20 protein-coding genes are annotated in these 19783 nt (G+C 34.6%); 17 read left to right on the top strand and 3 right to left on the bottom strand.

Annotation, left to right across the window (positions count from 1 at the left end):
* The first annotated feature begins 13 nt into the window (after window positions 1-13).
* From cheB to CaldiYA01_RS10525, 9 genes are all read left to right on the top strand, one after another.
* On the top strand, window positions 14-1081 hold the full coding sequence (gene cheB, locus CaldiYA01_RS10565) for a chemotaxis-specific protein-glutamate methyltransferase CheB (protein ID WP_207179520.1): 1068 nt from the start codon (window positions 14-16) through the stop codon (window positions 1079-1081).
* Between the two features lie 573 nt (window positions 1082-1654).
* Window positions 1655-1960, top strand: coding sequence for a DUF6922 domain-containing protein (locus CaldiYA01_RS10560; protein ID WP_207179513.1), 306 nt, complete (start codon window positions 1655-1657; stop codon window positions 1958-1960).
* A gap of 12 nt (window positions 1961-1972) precedes the next feature.
* Entirely contained in the window at window positions 1973-2629 is a 657-nt protein-coding gene (locus CaldiYA01_RS10555) for a nucleotidyl transferase AbiEii/AbiGii toxin family protein (protein ID WP_238480523.1), read from the top strand.
* 26 nt (window positions 2630-2655) lie between these two features.
* Complete coding sequence (locus tag CaldiYA01_RS10550; RefSeq protein ID WP_207182834.1) at window positions 2656-3384, top strand: 2-phosphosulfolactate phosphatase family protein; 729 nt, start codon at window positions 2656-2658, stop codon at window positions 3382-3384.
* A 2-nt stretch (window positions 3385-3386) separates the two neighbouring features.
* Window positions 3387-3947 carry a DUF6512 family protein gene (locus CaldiYA01_RS10545; RefSeq protein WP_207179511.1) on the top strand — a complete coding sequence of 187 codons (561 nt, stop codon included), beginning with the start codon at window positions 3387-3389 and terminating at the stop codon, window positions 3945-3947.
* 57 nt (window positions 3948-4004) lie between these two features.
* Window positions 4005-5966: a methionine--tRNA ligase gene (gene metG, locus CaldiYA01_RS10540; RefSeq protein ID WP_207179510.1), complete on the top strand. Its 1962-nt coding sequence runs from the start codon at window positions 4005-4007 to the stop codon at window positions 5964-5966.
* Window positions 5966-6730, top strand: coding sequence for a TatD family hydrolase (locus CaldiYA01_RS10535; RefSeq protein ID WP_207182833.1), 765 nt, complete (start codon window positions 5966-5968; stop codon window positions 6728-6730). Before metG ends, CaldiYA01_RS10535 begins: the two co-directional genes overlap by 1 nt.
* A 41-nt stretch (window positions 6731-6771) precedes the next feature.
* The gene (locus CaldiYA01_RS10530; RefSeq protein ID WP_207179509.1) at window positions 6772-7365 is read left to right on the top strand and encodes a TatD family nuclease-associated radical SAM protein; all 594 of its coding nucleotides are present in this window, start codon (window positions 6772-6774) and stop codon (window positions 7363-7365) included.
* A 442-nt stretch (window positions 7366-7807) separates the two neighbouring features.
* Window positions 7808-9271: a PIG-L deacetylase family protein gene (locus CaldiYA01_RS10525; RefSeq protein WP_207179504.1), complete on the top strand. Its 1464-nt coding sequence runs from the start codon at window positions 7808-7810 to the stop codon at window positions 9269-9271.
* 6 nt (window positions 9272-9277) lie between these two features.
* On the opposite strand, the gene CaldiYA01_RS10520 is transcribed toward CaldiYA01_RS10525, so the two are convergent.
* The 3 genes from CaldiYA01_RS10520 to CaldiYA01_RS10510 form a co-directional block, all read right to left on the bottom strand.
* Window positions 9278-9694 carry a bifunctional nuclease family protein gene (locus CaldiYA01_RS10520; RefSeq protein WP_207179502.1) on the bottom strand — a complete coding sequence of 139 codons (417 nt, stop codon included), beginning with the start codon at window positions 9692-9694 and terminating at the stop codon, window positions 9278-9280.
* Window positions 9695-9771: 77 nt separating this feature from the next.
* Window positions 9772-11859: a heavy metal translocating P-type ATPase gene (locus CaldiYA01_RS10515; RefSeq protein ID WP_207179500.1), complete on the bottom strand. Its 2088-nt coding sequence runs from the start codon at window positions 11857-11859 to the stop codon at window positions 9772-9774.
* A gap of 19 nt (window positions 11860-11878) precedes the next feature.
* Window positions 11879-12256 (bottom strand): ArsR/SmtB family transcription factor, encoded by a 378-nt coding sequence (locus CaldiYA01_RS10510; RefSeq protein WP_207179498.1) that lies wholly within the window; start codon window positions 12254-12256, stop codon window positions 11879-11881.
* Window positions 12257-12447: 191 nt separating this feature from the next.
* Between CaldiYA01_RS10510 and CaldiYA01_RS10505 the strand changes: the two genes are divergently transcribed.
* From CaldiYA01_RS10505 to CaldiYA01_RS10470, 8 genes are all read left to right on the top strand, one after another.
* Window positions 12448-13722 (top strand): glycosyltransferase, encoded by a 1275-nt coding sequence (locus tag CaldiYA01_RS10505; RefSeq protein ID WP_207179496.1) that lies wholly within the window; start codon window positions 12448-12450, stop codon window positions 13720-13722.
* A complete protein-coding gene (locus tag CaldiYA01_RS10500; protein WP_207179494.1) occupies window positions 13719-14546 on the top strand; it encodes an HAD-IIA family hydrolase in 828 nt (275 codons plus the stop codon). Before CaldiYA01_RS10505 ends, CaldiYA01_RS10500 begins: the two co-directional genes overlap by 4 nt.
* A 6-nt stretch (window positions 14547-14552) precedes the next feature.
* Window positions 14553-15185: an SOS response-associated peptidase gene (locus CaldiYA01_RS10495; protein ID WP_207179492.1), complete on the top strand. Its 633-nt coding sequence runs from the start codon at window positions 14553-14555 to the stop codon at window positions 15183-15185.
* A 61-nt stretch (window positions 15186-15246) separates the two neighbouring features.
* Window positions 15247-16191, top strand: a complete 945-nt coding sequence (gene murB, locus CaldiYA01_RS10490) for a UDP-N-acetylmuramate dehydrogenase (RefSeq protein WP_207179490.1) — start codon at window positions 15247-15249, stop codon at window positions 16189-16191.
* Between the two features lie 15 nt (window positions 16192-16206).
* Window positions 16207-17079 carry an RNase adapter RapZ gene (rapZ, locus tag CaldiYA01_RS10485; RefSeq protein ID WP_207179489.1) on the top strand — a complete coding sequence of 291 codons (873 nt, stop codon included), beginning with the start codon at window positions 16207-16209 and terminating at the stop codon, window positions 17077-17079.
* 6 nt (window positions 17080-17085) lie between these two features.
* Window positions 17086-18402, top strand: coding sequence for a gluconeogenesis factor YvcK family protein (locus CaldiYA01_RS10480; protein WP_207179487.1), 1317 nt, complete (start codon window positions 17086-17088; stop codon window positions 18400-18402).
* Between the two features lie 39 nt (window positions 18403-18441).
* On the top strand, window positions 18442-19413 hold the full coding sequence (whiA, locus tag CaldiYA01_RS10475; RefSeq protein WP_207179485.1) for a DNA-binding protein WhiA: 972 nt from the start codon (window positions 18442-18444) through the stop codon (window positions 19411-19413).
* Window positions 19394-19732 carry an HPr family phosphocarrier protein gene (locus tag CaldiYA01_RS10470; RefSeq protein ID WP_207179477.1) on the top strand — a complete coding sequence of 113 codons (339 nt, stop codon included), beginning with the start codon at window positions 19394-19396 and terminating at the stop codon, window positions 19730-19732. The genes whiA and CaldiYA01_RS10470 overlap by 20 nt, the downstream gene beginning before the upstream one ends.
* Window positions 19733-19783: the final 51 nt, after the last annotated feature.

Below are 19783 nucleotides of genomic sequence, written 5' to 3'. Positions count from 1 at the left end.
TGGTGAAAAAGCTATGAAAAGGATCTTGATTGTTGATGATTCTGAACTTATGTGTGAAGTTATAAAAAGTGCTTTGAGGGGTTTAAAAGAGGACATAGTTGTATTTTTGGCTACAAATCCTCTTATAGCTGTCAGGAAAGCGAATTTATTTAACATTGATTTAGCTTTGGTTGATTATGAAATGCCTTATATGAATGGTCTTTTACTGATAAGTTATTTAAAAGAGATAAATCCGTTGACAAAGATTGTAATGGTTTCAGCTTATACTGAGCCTGGTGCAAAGATTACTCTTGAAGCACTTGCAAGAGGCGCAATAGATTACATATTAAAACCTGCCAATAAAGAGGAGTTTGAAGACTTTAAAAAGGAACTGTTAGATAAAGTTCGCTGGATATTAACAGAAAGAGAGTTTAGCCGTAAAAAAAGTAAGATAGAAAAAGAAAAACCCAAAGTTTTAGGTTATCTTGAGGGACTTAAGGCTGGTACTACTAATTATTTAGTGGATAGGCTAAGAGAAAGTAAAGTAATAGCAATTGGAATTTCAACAGGAGGCCCCCCTGTTTTAGAAAAGATTTTTACAAATCTTAAGAAAGATTTTTCAATTCCAATATTAGTTGTTCAGCACATGCCGTCAGCATTTACAAAAGCCTTGGCTGAAAGGCTTTGCAAAATATCTCAAAGACAGGTGAAAGAAGCCGAAGATGGTGAAAAGATTGAAAATGGTGTAATTTATATAGCAAAAGGTGGAGTACATCTTGCTGTTGAAAAGATCTTAGGAAAGTATTACATAAGACTTCTTGAAAATGTCGAAAAGGTAAATAGCCACAAACCATCTTGTGATATTTTATTCAGTTCAGTAGCTGAATGGTACGGAAAATATGCAACAGGCATAATCATGACTGGAATGGGTTGTGATGGGTCAAATGGTCTTTTGGAAATGAAAAATCAGGGTGCTTTGACAATTGCACAAAGTAAAGAATCATGTGTAGTTTTTGGTATGCCAAGAGTTGCCATAGAAAAGGGGGCGGCAGAAGCAGTGCTAAGTACAGATGAGATTATAAGACTTTTAAATGAGGTGTGACCCCAAAATAATAAATTTAAAATATCCTTTTAAGATTAAAGACACATCGATATATTCACACTGCCTAAGATAAATAGTCAGTGAAGGTTCAAAGGGATTATACACCTTTTACAAATTAAGACTGAAAATAAAATGTGCTATCTTAACGCTACTTACACCACTCTATTCTTATACCTTTAAATAAAGTACAGCTCTATTTTGAGGACTATAAATATACAACATAATGTCTTGAAAAATAGGAATGTTTTTGCTCATAAGATTTTAGTTCATCAGCTGACAGGACTTTGGTCAAAAATAAATAATTACTTGAGAGCACAGTAACGTCTTGTTCTTGAAAAGTTTTGAATTATGTTAAAACTACTTTATTAAAAAGGTTTAACTGATTTTGAATTTAAAGTAAAGTACTTGGTGAGAACAAATCCCGCATCTGCTCAAAACTATTTTATATCACCTCTCATTTCCATGTTATACCACAATTCTTACTCAAAAGCTTAAAAAAAATGTGTATCTTTTTGCTCAAGTATGGTATATATAAAGTTAAAGCAAACTCTTTTGGGGGCTTATGATTTTAAGATGGACAGCCAAACTCAAATACCCGAAAAGTTAAAAAAATTCTTTTGGGATATTGAATTTGAAGATTTAGACATTCAGAGGCACAAAGCATTTATCATCACGCGCCTTCTTAACTTTGGAGACCAAGATTCAATAAAGTGGCTATTTAGCACATATTCAAAAGAAGAGATTAAAGATGTGGTAAAAAATAGCAGAAGTCTTTTGAAAAAACCTGCAAGATTTTGGCAACTATATTTCAATTTGAAAGAGGATGAAATGAGGTGTTTTGAGGTTTTCAAAAAGATGGAAGGGATGTTTCCGTTTTAGGGGTATTTCAAAATGGAGGTTAGCGTTAAGATGTTTTTTAATGTTTTAGAGTGTCAAAGGTATGAAGTTCTAAATAAGATTGTAAAAAGTGATGTAATTGGAGAATTTTACTTAGGTGGGGGGACAGGACTTTCTTTGCAGCTTGGACATAGAGTTTCAGAGGACTTCGACTTTTTTTCACCAATAGAATTTTCAAGCGAATATATAATATATGAATTGGAAAAAGTGTGCGATATAAACATATTGTACTCAGCAAAAGATACTCTTCATGTGCTTTTAGATGGAGTTAGGGTAACATGGCTATATTATCCTAATCCTTTATTAGATAGTCTTGTAATACCAACTGAAGTAAAAGGCTTGAAAATTGCTTCAAAAATAGATATAGGTGTGATGAAATTAGTTGCTATTTCTTCAAGAGGCTCTAAAAAAGATTTTATTGATTTGTACTGTATATGCCAAACAGGAATAGAGTTAGAAAAGCTTGTTAAGCTTCTTCCACAAAAATTTCCAAACAAAATGGTAAATCTTTATCATATCATTATGAGTCTCTGTTACTTTGATGATGCTGAGGATGAAGTAATGCCCAAGATGTTCATTAGACTTGACTGGGATAATGTCAAGAGATTTTTCTTAGATAATTGTCAGAAATTAATCAAATTAATAGAATAATGATTTTCAAGAAAGAAGGTGTCATCTTGAAGATAATTACATTTTCACACTACAAAGAGGTAATTGATGAGGTTTTAAAAGATTCATACGCCATTGTTATTGACCTTCTCAGGGCAACATCTACTATGATTTGGGCTATTTCAAATGGTGCAAAAGGAATGATTCCTGTTGAGGATATTTCTGAGGCAAGGCTTTTTAAGAAGTTAGATGAAAGCGTTCTTCTTGGAGGTGAGAGAGGCGGCTCAAAAATTGAAGGTTTTGATCTTGACAACTCACCTCTTTCGTACAAAAAGGAAGCCATTTTTGGCAAAACTATTGTCATAACAACAACAAACGGTACAAGAGCTCTCAGGAAAGCATCCTTTGCAAAGAGAATCTTTCTTGGTTCATTTATAAATGCTAAAAAAACTGCAGAGTATATTATAAAAGAGACTCTACACTATAATATTGACACAATTTCAATTGTATGTGCAGGGACAGAAGAGAGGTTTACACTTGAAGACATCCTTTGTGCTGGCTATTTTATAGATTTGTTTAAAGAAAATCTTCTAGATGTGTTTTTAGATGACCTTTCTCTTGCATCACATGTGCTTTATAAAAAATTTGAAAATGACCCTCATGAAATATTAAAATATTCATATCACTATAATCATTTAAAGAAGATTGGCTTTGAAACTGACCTTGAATTTTGTCTCAAAAAAGATTTTGTGAATTGTGTATGTGAGTACAAAAACTTGGTAGTAGAGAAGGTGTAAAAATGTTCGAAATCTATCTTTCTTCATACTCAAGGAGAATTTATAAAAGAAAGGCCAAAATAACATCTATTATCGGCATATTTATAATCATTGGAATATCAAGTTTACTTCACTTTGGATTTGACTTTTTTAACAGAATAAAAGCCTCTGCAGTGATTTTTTCAGTAAATGAGAGTGTATGGGAACATCTTAAGATTGGATTTTTCGGGGGGTTGATTTTTTACGTAATTGAATTTATTATTTATGGCAAGAAGTTTGACAATTTTATTGTGGGGAAGACAGTTGCACTATTTTTGATACCATTTTTGACAGCGGTGTTCTTCTACGTCTATACAGCGTTTTTAGAAGACAATTTAGTTCTTGACATACTTACTCTTGCTTTAGCGGTAATGATAGCCCAGTTTGTTTCACTTGGAATAACATTGTCGAATAGAAAAATAAAAAAAGCACCATTTGTAATACTTTTAATCATCATGCTGATTATTTTCCCAATATTTACATATTTTCCACCAAAAATACCAATTCTTTTTTACGATTTTGCTCACAAGCGTTATGGAATGTAGGTACGAATTATATTTTAAATTTCATAAGAATTCCAAATAAAGGGAGGAAAATTGTTTATGGAAAAGCCAAAATTTTATATAACCACGCCTATATATTATCCATCGGACAAACTTCATATTGGTCACACATACTGCACAGTTGCAGCAGATACCATCGCAAGGTACAAAAGGCTCAGAGGATACGATGTATATTTCCTAACAGGGACAGATGAGCATGGGCAAAAGATAGAAAGAAAAGCGCAGGAAGTTGGCAAGACTCCACAAGAGTATGTCGACGAGATAGTCACGTCAATAAAAGATCTTTGGAAGCTAATGAATATCTCATATGATGACTTTATAAGAACAACAGAGGAACGTCACAAAAAGGTTGTTCAAAAGATATTCACAAAACTTTACGAGCAAGGTGATATCTACAAGAGCGAGTATGAGGGTTGGTACTGTACACCATGTGAGTCTTTCTGGCTTGACAGGCAGCTTGTTGACGGCAAATGCCCTGACTGTGGTAGACCTGTTGAGAGGGCAAGGGAAGAGAGCTATTTTTTCAGGCTCTCAAAATACCAGGATGTACTTGTAAAGTATATTGAAGATCATCCGGATTTTATTGTTCCACAGTCACGGGCGAATGAGATGATAAACAATTTCATAAAGCCAGGGCTGGAGGATGTGTGCGTTTCGCGAACAACTATAAAATGGGGAATTCCTGTGCCGTTTGACCCCGAACATGTAATCTATGTTTGGATAGATGCACTTTCAAACTATATAACAGCACTGGGGTACATGAGTGAAGATGATAGCAAGTTTAAAAAATATTGGCCCGCAGATGTACATCTTGTTGGGAAAGAGATTGTAAGATTCCACACTATAATTTGGCCAGCAATGCTGATGGCACTGGGTCTTCCTCTTCCAAAAATGGTATTTGGTCATGGCTGGCTACTTTTAGAGGGTGGCAAGATGTCAAAGTCAAAAGGAAATGTAGTGGATCCAGTAATACTTGCGCAAAAGTACGGAGTTGATAGTCTAAGGTATTTCCTCTTGAGAGAGATTCCATTTGGTGCAGATGGTCACTTTTCAGAAGATGCTTTAAAGACAAGGCATAACAGTGACCTTGCAAACGACCTTGGAAATTTATTGTCAAGAACAGTCGCAATGATTGAAAAGTATTTTGATGGATTTATCCATCTTCCTGAAGAAAAAGAAGAACTTGATAATGAACTAATAACCTTGGCAAAGGAAACATACGAAAAGGTGTGCAAATACCTTGATGATCTACAATTTTCAAATGCCTTGATAGAAATCTGGAAGCTGATTGCAAGAGCAAACAAGTATATTGACCAGACAATGCCATGGGTGCTTGGCAAGGATAAATCCAAGTATCCGCGTCTAAAAACAGTCTTGTACAACTTAGCAGAGGTTTTGAGAATTGTAGCAATTTTGATAGAACCTTTTATGCCACAGACAACCCCAAAGATTTTACAGCAGCTTGGAATTTCAAAAGATGAAAATACTGATATAACCACTTGGGAGAGTGCTTCGCAGTTTGGTTTAATTCCGGAAGGAACAAAGGTTCAAAAAGGTGAGCCTATTTTCCCAAGAATAGTTGAGAAGGAGGAAAATGCTATGGAAGATACGAACAAGCAAGAAGTTAAAAAACCAGAAGGTGCAGTACCTGCAGATGATAAAAATGAAGAGCAGAAAGAGTACGTCACAATAGAGGATTTTGCAAAGATTGAACTAAAGGTTGCCAAAATTTTAGAAGCAGAAAAGATTGAAGGGGCAGACAAACTGCTTAAACTCATTGTTGATTTAGGAGATGAAAAACGACAAATAGTTGCAGGTATTGCAAAACACTACACGCCTGATGAGCTTGTTGGCAAAAAGATTGTGGTTGTTGCAAATTTAAAGCCTGCAAAGCTAAGAGGTGTTGAGTCGCAGGGGATGCTTTTAGCAGCGTCAATTGGTGATGAGCTTTGCTTAATTACTCCTGAAAAAGATATAAAAGAAGGTGCTAAAGTAAAGTGATGATAGTTGATGTTCATGCTCATTATGATGATGAGGCTTTTTTGAACGATTTAGAGGATGTGATGGCAAAGCTAAAAGACGAGAATATAATTGCCATCTCATCCTCTTCTTCTATTGAGTCTTCAATAGAAAATATTGAAATTGCAAAGAAATATAAGAACATTTATATAACTGTTGGAATTCATCCTCACGAGGCAAAAGATGCACCAAGCAGTTTTGAGGATATACTTTTTGAACTTGCAAAGTTTGAAAAGAACGTTGCAATTGGTGAGATTGGGCTTGATTACCATTATGATTTTTCACCAAGAGATGTTCAAAAAGAGATATTTATTAGACAGATTGAGGTTGCAAAAGCTTTAAATCTTCCAATAGTTGTTCATTCAAGGGAAGCACATAAAGATACCTTAGATATTATTCTTGATAAAGCAATTGGGAAGATTCCAGTTTTGATACATTGCTATTCAGGAAGTGTTGAGATGAGCAGGATTTTGAAAAAGTATGGCATTTATATTTCGGTAGGTGGTGTTGTAACTTTTCAAAATGCGAAAAAGCTTGTTGAAGTTGTAAAAGAGTACCCTCTTGAACTTTTGATGCTTGAAACAGACAGTCCTTATCTTACTCCTCATCCGCATAGAGGTAAGCGCAATGATTCAACATATTTGAAATATGTAATAACAAAAATTGCAGAGATAAAGGGAGTATCTGAAGATGAGATAATTGAAAAAACAACTAAAAATGCCATGAATGTGTTTGGTATTAAATAAGACTAAGAAACAAAAAAGATGGGAGATGAATCAAAGTAAAGATGGGAATGATAACATACACAATTGACAACAAGTTATATATCAATGTTACAAACAAATGCACAAACTCATGCATATTCTGTATAAGAAACACTGAGAGAGGGCTTGGCGAAGGGTATGACCTGTGGCTTGACCATGACCCAACAGCCGAGGAGATACTTCTTGAAATAAAAGACCCGCAAAAATATGATGAGATTGTATTTTGTGGCTATGGTGAGCCACTTATCAGACTTGATGTTGTAATTGAGGTGGCAAAAAAGCTAAAAGAAATAACTTCAGTGCCGCTGAGGGTTAACACAAATGGTCATGCATCTTATATTCACAAAAAGAATGTACCCCAGCTTTTGTCAAACCTTATTGACAGGATATCAATAAGTCTCAATGCTCCAAACAAAGAAAGGTACAATGAAATTTGCAAACCGTTTAATGAAGATATATATGACTACGTGATTGAATTTATAAAAGACAGCAAAAAATATATAAAGGAAGTTTGGGTTTCGTGCGTAGATATAATTTCAAAAAAGGAAATAGAAGAATGCAAAGAAATTGCTCAAAAGTTAGGAGTAAATTTCAAGCTAAGGACTTATGAGGAATAAAACTAAAAAAGAGTGATGTTATAAGGAGGAATGAGAAGACTTTTGTGTATAGCTAAAGTACACAAAAAAAGCACAGTTTTTTATTTAAATCGGTCAAATATTCACATAGCCACATAACTAAAAAAACAAAAAGAAAATTGAAAAAGTTCATTTATTTTTGGTATTGATTGGTGTATACAAAAAACATATAATTATAGATGAAAACAGCAGGTGGTAAGAAAAATGCGGACAACCCCCTTGTAACTATTGTTTTTGAAGGCTTACATAAATACAAAATCCCCCCGTTCATTTCCTCCTTTTATATAGAAAGCGGGCAGAAGCTCTACATAAAAATGAGCTTCTGCCCGCTTGCGATTTTAGGGAAATTGTAATGGAAAATGGCTCAAAGATAGTGTAAAATAAAAAAAGCATCTTTGTTATAAAGGAGTATTGTGAAAAGTATATGCCACCGTTTAAAGCTAAAAGTGTGGGAAGTAGAATTTACAAAAAACCTCAGAATGAAAGAAGAATAAGATTTAAGCGAAAATACATTTTATATGCATTTGTTGTATGGATTGTTGCAAATGTTCTTGTATTTTTAGCAAGAGAGTATATCTCAAACTACTTTTTTTCAGCTCAACTTCCACAGCTTCATGTTGAAAATTACAAACGGATACTTATCTTTGCCCCACACTGTGACGACGAAACCTTGTCTTCTGCAGGTGTGATACAAAGAGCACTTTTGAGTGGAAGTAAAGTTAAAGTTGTTGTCATGACAAATGGGGATGGTTTTACCCGTGCTGCAGGTCAGAACTTTGGCAAGATAAGACTTACTCCTGATGACTATATAAGATTTGGCTATCTTCGGCAGAACGAAACCATCCATGCGCTTGAGGACTTGGGTTTGAAAAGGGAAGATATAATTTTTTTAGGATATCCTGATAGGGGTTTGAGGTTTTTATGGGAAAAATATTTTGATTCTAAGGTGGGATATTTTAATCCTTTAACGCGCACATTCAGAAGTCCATATTCAAACTCCTATCAGAAGGCAGTAGAATATAAAGGAATTAACGTTGTGAGAAATATTCAGAGCATAATAAAATCATTTGAACCTGATTTAATCATATACCCATACTCACGCGACCAGCATCCTGACCACTGGGCAACATCGGCATTTATTAAGTTTTCAATATTGACACTAAACTATAAGTGCGAGGAGTGGCAATATCTTGTGCACAGGGGGGACTGGCCGACTCCTTTTGGCAAACACCCTCAGATGTACCTTGTCCCACCTTTTAAGCTTGCGTTTACAGATACAAAGTGGTATCAGGTACCACTGGATGACTATATGATAGAAAGAAAATCAAATTCAATCTCAGACTACCACTCTCAGATGAAGGTCATGAGAGGATTTTTGGAGGCATTTGTTCGTCAAAACGAACTATTCGCAAAATTAGATAGCAAAGATGCAAAAAAATATAATGGCGACAATCTGTTTTCAGAAAAGTATTTAGTTGGCAAGGAACCGACACATGACATATGGTCACTCATTTTTGAAAAAGGTGCTGATATTGAAGCAATATTTGCAGCACACGATAGTAAAAACATCTATATAGGTATCAAAATGGTTGGTTCTGCTAAGAAACTTATTTCATATTATCTTCACATAAGGGTTTTCGAAAATAACAAGTATCTTGGTAGAATTTATGTTTCAATTTCTGGGAACAAGATGAATGCAATAAAAACCATGACAACCCATACTTTTTCATTTCAAAATGTAAAAATGAGAAGAAAAATGAATCAGATTGAAATAATATTTCCTAAAAAAGACTTAAAAAATCCGAACATGCTTTATTTAAGCGTGCGTACAGAATTTCTTGGTCGTCAGCTTGACAGAAGCGCATGGAAGGTAATAGAACTGAGGTAAATCTTTTTATTGTGGTATCAGCTCTTCATACTTATAGGTAAACTCTATAAGTTTTGGGGCCATATAAATTGGGCAGTTTACTCTCAAAGCAAGCGCAATTGCGTCGCTCGGCCTTGAGTCTATGATAGAAATTACATTGTTGTAGTCTCTTAAATGAAGCTGCGCAAAGTATGTTCCATCCTTGATGTCTGTAATTACAACCTTTTGGATAAAAATTGAAAACTTTTGCATAATCTCAACCATCAAATCATGTGTCAAAGGGCGTGGAAACTTTTGTTTTTCTAGGGCAAGTGCAATTGACTGAGCTTCAAGTGGTCCTATGAAGATAGGGAGAACCATTTTATTGTTCTTGTCGCACAAAAGAACCGCAAATCCTCCCCCCTCTTCAAAAAATGCAACGTTTTTTACATACATCTCTATCATTTTATAACACCTCTTTTTTTGCAAACTAAAAAAACAAAAAACGCAAAACCCCCTCTTTAAATATTATACCTCTTTTTTTATCTTTTGAGCACTCTCAAAGAATTTAAAACTGCTAAAAGCATTGCACCAGTGTCTGCCGCAACTGCTTCCCACAGGTTTGCAATTCCTAAAACTCCTAAAAACATTACTGTAAATTTTATTCCGAGAGAAAGAGAAATATTTTGAATAACAATCTTTCTTGTGAACCTTGAATCTTTTACTAAATTTACAATCTTATAAAGCTTTTCATCAAGAAGAACAATATCTGCTGCCAATGTTGCAAGATAACTGCCATTTTTTGCAAATGAAATTCCTACGTCACACACAGAGAGCACTGGTGAATCATTTATTCCATCTCCCACATATACAATATATTTTCGTTCTTTATTTTCAAGTTTTATTTTTTCAGCTACTTTTACCTTCTCCTCTGGAAGGAGATTTGAATAAATACCGTCTATTGGAAGGTCTTTTGCAATTTTTTCAGCCGCCTCTTTCTTGTCACCTGTCAGGATGTATATTTTTGAACCAAAACTTTTGAGGTGAGTAAAAACCTTCTTTACATCATCTTTTAAAGAATCTTTCAAGGCAACATACCCACAGAATTTACCTTCGCACGATACATAGATGTACGAAAATTCGGGTGATATTTCAAAGCTATACCCAATTTTAACTCCGTTTTCCTGCAAAAACTCTTTTGTACCTATTAAAACTTTTTTGCCCTCAACAATTCCTTCTATTCCCCTTCCTGGATGTTCTTTGACCTCTTGCACTGAATGCAAAGAAATATTTTTCTCTTCAACTTGATTTAATATAGATTTTGCTATTGGGTGATTCGAAAGACTTTCAAGACTTATAAGAATTTTCAAAAATTCTTGTTGAGAAATTCCCACAGGTACTATCTTTTCAACAGAAAGAGTTCCATTAGTGATTGTTCCAGTTTTATCAAAAAGAAAACTACCTATTTCTGATGCAAGAATATCTATAAATTGTGATCCTTTTACCAGTATTCCCTTCGAAGAAAGTCTTGAAATTGATGCAAAATATGAAAGTGGGACAGATATAACAAGGCTACAAGGGCAGGAGATGATTAAAAAGATAGCTGCCCTGTAAATCCACAGCGAAAAAGGCTGGGCAAATAACAGTGGTGGTAACATAGCTAATGCTATTGCCGTAATAACTACCGCAGGGGTATAAACCTTTGCAAATCTTGTTATGAATTTTTCGGTTTTAGATTTATTTACAGATGCATTTTCAACAATCTCAACTATTCTGTGAAATGCAGAATCCTTGAAAAAACTTTTAGCTTTGACTTCCAAAAAACCGTCAACTACAACGCTGCCAGCTAAAACTTTGTCATTTGGCTGAACAGCAAAAAGTTTTGACTCACCTGTTATAGCAGATGTATCCAAGAATGATTTGCCAGATACTACAGTTCCATCAACCGGCACTCTTTCCCCCGGTTTTACCACTACTATATCACCAGGTACAACATCTTTTGGATTTACTTTCCTGATGCTATTGCCAATTTTCAAATTTGCATACTCTATTTCAAGGTGTTTGAGAGCCTGTATAGTTTTTCTTGACTTGTTTATAGCAACATCCTCAAGTATTTGCCCAATTTTGTAAAGAAGCATAACAGAGGCTGCTTCAGGGTATTCCTTTAAAAAAATAGCTGTTAGTGTTGCCACTGTCATTAAGAAATTTTCATCAAACACTTGAAGTTTTCTAAGGTTTTTAAAGAAGTTTAATATAACATTTTTTCCCGAAAGAAGGTATGAAAAAAGGAAAAAGATTAATGAATAATGTTCTCTTTTTGTAAAAAGACCTATTCCAAAAAATATAAAAGAAATTACTAACACTAAGATTTCGCTTATATTTATCATTGGTTTTTCCTTAGGTGTAACAAGTACTCTAACTTCTGGTTCAATTTCGTTTACAATCTTCTTTACTGCTTCAACAAATGTGCTTAAATGTTTCTGGTCAACCTTTGCTGAGAGTTTCTTTGTTACAAAGTTTAGCGAAACGTCTTCAGCAAAAGGAAGCTTTGAAACATTTTCTTCAATCTTTTGAGCACAATTAGCACATGAAAGATTTTCCAAAATTAATTCTATATTTACTTTTGCCAAGTTTGGCTCATCCTTTCATCTACTGGTTTTCGCTAAGATGTGCAAGACCAAGTTCAATTATACTTTTTACATGGTCATCCGACAGAGAATAATACACAACCTTGCCAGCCTTTCTATTCTTTACTAACCTGAATGCTTTAAGTAGTCTTAACTGATGAGATATTGCCGACTTAGATGTACTTAATACTGCTGCTAAGTCGCATACACACATCTCAGAGATTAAAAGACTACTTAATATCTTTATTCGTGTTGAGTCTGAAAAAACTTTGAAAAATTCAGAAAGATCAAACATAACTTCTTCATCTGGAATACTTTCTTTTACTTTTTGTACAATATCATTATGAATTACAGTACAGCTACACAAATCAACCTTTTTAGAGTCAGTTTGATTATTCAAGTTATTTTCACCCCATATAAAAGATTGAACAATTGAATAATTGTTCATACATCTATTATAAGATAAATTTTTCTGTAAATCAAGTTTGTCTTTATGTCTTTGGGTTTAAAAGCTGTGTTGACTCTTTCAGTGCTTGAGTGATAAACTCAAAAAAGGATAAGGAAAATTTAATACAAGGGGAGACAAGAAAGTTGAACTTAATTATTCTTACCATAGGTTTTCCGCATCCTAAAAGGGATGTTTTTGTTGGGAATGAAATAGATATTTTAACAAAGTTTTTCGATAGGATATATATTGTACCTATCTGGCCAGGGAAGGTGTTACCAAGGAAACTAAAAAACCTAAAAAAATATATTCAAAATCCTAAAGTTGAAGTGGCAGAAATAGAATTTGGTTTGAAAGAGATTTTACTTTTGACCCCCAAACTTTTAAAGATTATATTAAGTGAAGCATTCAAAGCACTATTTTCTTCAAAGCCTTTTTCATACAAGCTTTTAAGTTTATGGATGCTTTTTAGATGGACTTTTATTACAAATATTACACTTGCCAATTTAGAAAGACTTATAAATAAATACAATATTACCACGCAAGACACCATCCTTTATTCATACTGGTTTCACTTTTTAGCGTTATCAGTAGCAATTTGCAAAAAGCCTTTTGCACTAAAGGTTTCAAGGGCGCACGGTTCGGACCTTTATGAAGAGATCTATCCTCAGCCATGCAAAAAGTTTATAATTGAAAATATTGATAGAATTTTTGCCTGTTCAAAGATGGGTGCTGAGTATATAACCAGAAGGTATCAAACAGAGAAAGCAGAAGTGTCGTATTTGGGGACTTTTAATAAACACGATGTTAACATTGATAAAAAAAGAGATGAAATTTTCAAACTTGTCAGCTGCGCAAGGCTTGCTTCTGTTAAGAGGATTGACAAGATTGTTGGTAGCCTTGAAAAGATTTACAGCATTAAAATTTCGTGGATTCATATTGGCGATGGGGAGCTTTTGGAAAAAATAAAATCATATGCTCAAGAAAAACTGGACAATAAAAGAAACATTCAATTCAAATTTTTGGGGTTTATGAAAAATGAAGATATTTTAAGCTTATATGCAAAAGAAAACTTTAATCTATTTGTAAACACAAGCCAGTCAGAAGGCCTTCCGGTGTCTATCATGGAAGCAATGTCGTTTGGAATACCTGTTGTAGCAACAGATGTTGGTGGGACTAAAGAGATTGTAAAAAATGGAATAAACGGCTTTTTGCTTGACAAAAACTTTTCAGACTTTGAGCTTGCAAGCCTTATAGAAAAATTTGCTACCATGAGCGAAGAAGATTATAAAAAGTTTTGCTATGGTGCAAGAAAGACATGGGAAGAGAATTTCAATGCTCAAAAGTGTTATGAAGATTTTGCAAAAAGACTTTTGACTTTGGCAGCATCAAAAAATAAAAAAGGGGAAGCTTGTAGATGAGGAATAGCAACGTTCTAAAAAACATAGACCTTTTCCTGCTTGACTTGGACGGCACAGTGTATCTTGGTGAGAGGGTATTTGAAGGTGCAAGAGAGTTTATTAAACTTTTAAAGGAAAATCAAAAAGAATTTCTTTTTCTGACAAACAATTCATCAAAAAATTCAGAAGAGTACTATTTAAAACTTTTGAACATGGGTTTTGAGATTACAAGACAAAACGTATTTACTTCTGGTCAGGCTATGGGAATTTATATCAACACAATCCACAAAAAAGAAAAACCACCAAGAGTATATGTTGTTGGCACATCATCTTTAAAAAGAGAGCTAAAGTCGATGGGCATCTTTGTTGTTGATAGTCCAAATTACAATATAGACTATCTTATTGTTGGATTTGATACTACCCTTACCTACAAAAAGCTTTTGGATGCATGTGAGCTTATAAGAAGAGGAGTTCCTTTTTTAGCAACAAACCCGGACCTTGTCTGTCCTTTAGATGGCGGAAGATATATACCAGATTGCGGGTCTATCTGCTATCTGCTTGAGATTGCAACAAAGAAAAAACCTGTTTTTGTTGGAAAACCTTCTTCTATAATGGTTGATATAATCTCAAATCTCAAAAAGGTTGATAGAAAAAGGATTGCAATGATAGGAGATAGACTTTACACAGACATAAAAATGGCAAAGGATAGCGGTATGGTTGCTATTTTGGTTTTGTCTGGCGAGACAAAGATGGAAGATGTTGAGGCTTCATCTTTAAAGCCAGATTTGATTTATAGTTCAATAATGGATTTATATTATGACATGAAGCTTAGCTTTGGAGGTTGATTTTTTGTGTGCGGGAGATACTTTTTGAATCTTGATGATAACATTGAAGAGATTAAAAAGATCTTAGATGAGATTTCTCAAAAATATGAAGGAAGTCCACTTTTACAGAAAGTGAAATCAGGTGAGATATTTCCTACAGAGTTTGCTGTATCAATTGTGTCAAAGGATTTTCAAAGAAGAGCTGAGATTTTAAGATGGGGATTGCCTCTTCAAAACAAGAAAGAGGTTATAATCAATGCAAGGGCTGAGACCATCTTGCAAAAGCCTCTGTTTTCCAGCATAATATCAAACAGGTGTCTGATTCCTGCTCAAGGCTTTTTTGAGTGGAAGAAAGATGGCAGCAAAAAACAAAAGTTTTTCATAAAACCCAAAGATTGCAGTGTCTTTTACATGGCAGGGCTTTACAAAAGAATTGAGCTTGAAGGTGGGATGACCGTAGACAGTTTTGTCATTCTCACAACAGAGCCAGCAGAAGAAATAAAGCATATTCACAACCGCATGCCTGTAATACTGAAAAAGGAGCATGAAGATTTGTGGCTTTTTGAAAAAGGAAGTACCAAAGCTCTAAAAAGCTTGTTTTCTGTGTTACTCAAGCCTTGGGAAGATGGTATTGAGGCAGTTGAGGTAAAAAATAATTAAACTTTTTGTTTAAATATAATATAATAAAATTTGAAACAGAAGCTTTTAAGGTGATAGAAAAATGGAATTTGAAATGTATTTAAAAGATTCAGGTATTGATTTTCTAAAAAACCATCCTTTAAAAGACCTGACAACATTCAAGATAGGTGGAGAAGCAAAATATATAGTATTTCCCAAAAATACCAAACAACTTATCGAAGTGTTAACTGTAGCAAAAGATAAAGCGATAAACCATGTTGTTGTTGGAAACTGCTCAAATATTCTTGTCTCTGACAAAGGTTTTGATGGTGCGATAATCACTACAGTAAAAATAGATTTTTTTAAAATAGATGGAAATGTGATTGAAGCAGAGTGTGGAGCTATGCTTTCTCAGATTGCCAAAAAAGCGTGCGAAGCAGGTCTAAAAGGATTGGAGTTTGCAGTAGGAATTCCTGGTACTGTCGGTGGTGCTGTGTATATGAACGCTGGTGCATACGATGGTGAGATAAAAGATGTTTTTGAATGGGCAGAGGTTTTGGATGAGAACTTGAACCCCGTAAAGCTTGGTAGGACAGATATGAGGTTTTCATACAGGCATAGCCGACTGAAAGAAGAAAAACTTGTCCTGCTCAAGACGGTATTTTGCCTGCAGTATGCAAGTAAAGAAGATATCACGCCTTTGCAAAAAGCAAATGAATGTTCAAAAAGGCGGCGAGAAAAACAGCCTCTTTCTTACCCGAGCGCAGGTTCTGTGTTTAAAAGACCGCCAAACAACTTTGCAGGGAAGCTCATCGAGGATGCAGGATTGAAAGGGTATAGAATAGGTGGTGCATGTATATCAGAAAAACATGCAGGGTTTATCGTAAATGTAGAAGATGCTAAGGCTGAGGATGTAAGAAGACTCATTTATCTTGCTCAAAAGACTGTATATGAAAAGTTTGGAATTTTGCTTGAACCTGAAATTCAGTTCATAGGCGAGTTTGAGACACCGCTTTTTGTACCAAAAGATGGTCAAAATAGTAGATAAAAAAGGGTGATTTTATTGGAGATAGTGATAATAACTGGCATGTCTGGCGCTGGTAAGAGCTTGGCAATAAGGGCGTTTGAAGACATGGGATTTTTTTGCATAGACAACTTGCCACCACACTTTTTACCCAAAATTGCTGAACTTGCAAGTGCAACAAAGGAGAAAATTTCAAGGATTGCTGCGGTAGTGGATATTCGTGGTGGAGAATTTTTTGATGACTTCAAAGATGTTCTTAAGGAGCTTAAAAAAGATAACCGCAACTTTAAACTCCTCTTTTTAGATGCCCATGATGATGTTCTTATAAAACGATATAAAGAAACAAGGCGAAAACATCCTTTAACTCATGAAGGTGACGGTAGCATTTTAGAAGCTATTCAGAAAGAGAGAAAGAAGCTTGAGGATGTGAAAAAATATGCTGATTTTGTGATCGATACATCAACCCTTTTACCAAAGGATTTAAAAGAAAAACTTTTTGAGATTTTTGTTCAACAAAAGTCAAAAGAAACAATGCTAATCACAATTATGTCTTTTGGTTTCAAATACGGACTTCCGCTTGATGCCGACCTTGTTTTTGATGTTAGGTTCATTCCAAACCCGTTTTATGTAGATACTCTCAAACACAAAACAGGCAAGGACCCTGATGTAAAAGAATATGTTTTAAGGTGGGAAGTTACAAAAGAATTCTTACAAAAACTATTTGACCTGATTTTATTTTTAATACCAAATTATGCAGAAGAAGGAAAAGGACAACTTGTAATTGCAATTGGCTGTACTGGTGGTAAGCATAGGTCTGTAACAGTGGCTGAAGAACTAAAAAAGACTATTGAAAATCAGGGATATAAAGTGTCAATATTTCATAGAGATATAGAGAAAGATATAAAAGGGTGACAGCAAATGATATTTGATTTTCTGAAACCAGGTATATATATAAAAAGATGGGTTTTATTGATGTTATTTAGTATTATTATAATCTCAGCTTCGTTAGCAAAAAGCATTGATATTTTCAATGTTTCAGTAGAACTTCGATTATCTTTTCGCATAGGGTTATTTGCTTTAGGGATTGGAATTTTTTTAGTTTCGCTGATGGGTTTAGCAAAGGGATTTATACAGCTTTTGAACAAAAGTTTGCCATACAGAATAAGTCAGAAGACCATATTTGATGCTATATATTCAAAAGGGTTTTTAGAAAAAGGGCCAAGAATTGTTGCAATCGGTGGTGGTACAGGACTTTCTACAATGCTCAGGGGGCTAAAAAACCTCACTGCAAACATCACAGCAGTTGTAACTGTCGCAGACGATGGAGGAGGTTCAGGAAAACTCAGAGAAGACCTTGGTATGCTTCCCCCGGGTGATATAAGAAACTGCATCTTAGCTTTGGCAAACACAGAAGAGATTATGCAAAAGCTTTTAAATTACAGGTTCAAGGAGGGAAGCCTTAAAGGTCAAAGTTTTGGCAATCTGTTTTTAGCTGCGATGACAGGAATTGCAGGTAGCTTTGAAAAAGCGGTAAAGCTTATGAGCGAGGTTTTAGCAGTTCGTGGGAAAGTTTTGCCTGTCACTCTTGACAATATTAATCTTTGCGCTGAGCTTGAAGACGGTAGGGTAGTTGTTGGCGAGTCAAAAATTCCTGAAGAGGTTAAAAATTCTAAGACTCCAATAAAAAGAGTTTTTATAACTCCAACTGATGCAAAGCCATATTCTGAAGTTCTGGATGAGATTGAAAAGGCAGATGTAATAATAATTGGACCGGGAAGTCTTTATACAAGCATAATGCCAAATCTTGTATTTAAGGAGGTTGTTGAGAGTATAAAGAAAAGCAGGGCAAAAAAAATTTACGTTGCAAATATCATGACACAACCTGGTGAGACAGACGGATACCTTTTGTGTGACCATATTGAAGCAATAGAGAGACACTGTGCTGGAAGGATTTTTGACATTGTTATTGTTAACAACCAGCCTATTCCTTCAGATGTGCTTGAAAGATACAGGGAAGATGGTGCACAACCTGTTTTTGCTGACAAGAAAACTGAAGAAAAGGGATATAAGGTTATAGAAGAAGGACTTTTAAGTATTTCCAATGGACTTATTCGCCACAACTCAGCAAAACTTGCAAGGCTTCTTAGTAATATAGTTTTTGGCAAGGATGTTATTCATGAGTATAAGTTAGGATATTTGAGATTAAAAAATTTTAGTAAACCATTTAAGAGCTAAAGTGCCCCAAACAAGCTTTCTTTTTGGAGGTAAATAAAAATGTCTTTTTCATCGACTGCAAAAGCAGAGGTGAGCAAAAAATTTTCTCAAAATTCCTGCTGCGTGAAAGCCGCAGCTGCAGCCTTTTTGAAATTTACAGGGCTCATATATGAGATTGATGGAACTTTTTCGTTTAAAACTTCTTTTGAAAATGCTCAGACTGCAAGGGCCTTTTTCCTCCTTATGAAAAATGGGTTTTCAAAACACTGTGAAGTAAGCATTAAGAAAAATAGCAAGTTACAAAAAAACTATATTTACACAATTTTTTTACCACCAAGCAATGATAACTTGAAAATTTTAAAAGAACTTCATTTTGTGAGAAAAGGTACAAAAGAGTACTACCTTAATTTTTCGCTTAAAGAAGAACTTGTAAAAAAGAAATGTTGCAAGAAGGCATTTTTGCAGGCAACATTTTTATCGTGTGGTTCTATTACAAACCCTGAGAAGATGTATCATTTGGAGTTTGATTTGAAAACAAAGGATGATGCCGAGTTTTTGCAGAAGGTTTTAAACAGTTTTGAGTTTGAGGCAAAAATTGTTGAAAGAAAGTCTCATTATGTAGTATACTTAAAAGAAGGTGAACAGATAGTAGATTTTTTAAACATAATTGGAGCACATTCTTCACTTTTAGAACTTGAGAATATCCGGATAGTAAAAGAGCTAAGAAACAATGTCAACCGTCTTGTCAATTGTGAAACAGCTAATTTAGAGAAAACCATAAATGCCTCTATGAGGCATATTGAGAATATTGAATTTATTGAAAGGACAATTGGCATTGAAAGTCTTCCGGAGAATTTACAAGAGATAGCACGCCTCAGGATTAAATATAAAGATGCATCTTTGAAAGAATTAGGGAATATGCTTGAAAAACCAATTGGCAAATCTGGAGTCAATCATAGATTAAGAAAAATAGATAAAATTGCCGAGGAACTTAGAAAAGGAGGAATAGTATATGCAAAGCCTTCACATTAAGATTGAAAATTCCCAGGGAATCACATCTCGTGCTGCAGCGTTGCTTGTTCAGGTTGCAAGTAAGTTTAAATCTCTAATTTTAATAGAAAAAGATGAGAAGAGAGCCAATGCAAAGAGCATAATGGGTTTAATGTCGCTTATGGTGGACTATGGAGATGAAGTAACAATTATCACTGAGGGTGAGGATGAAAAAGAAGCATTGGAAGCTGTTTTAAGGCTTATTCATTCGGATTTTAGCGAACAGGTTGCCGATGAAATTACCCAGCAAGAGACAAAAAAGGAAAGCCAAAAAGAGAATGGTGAAGATGTTCTTGAATAAGTATTTTGAAGAGGCTGCTTAAAATTTAAGCAGCTTTTTTTAAAATTTATT

This window comes from Caldicellulosiruptor diazotrophicus (genome assembly GCF_017347585.1).
Taxonomy (GTDB): domain Bacteria; phylum Bacillota; class Thermoanaerobacteria; order Caldicellulosiruptorales; family Caldicellulosiruptoraceae; genus Caldicellulosiruptor; species Caldicellulosiruptor diazotrophicus.
Note: the sequence above shows the minus strand (reverse complement) of the source record. Positions and strands in the feature narration are given on the sequence as shown.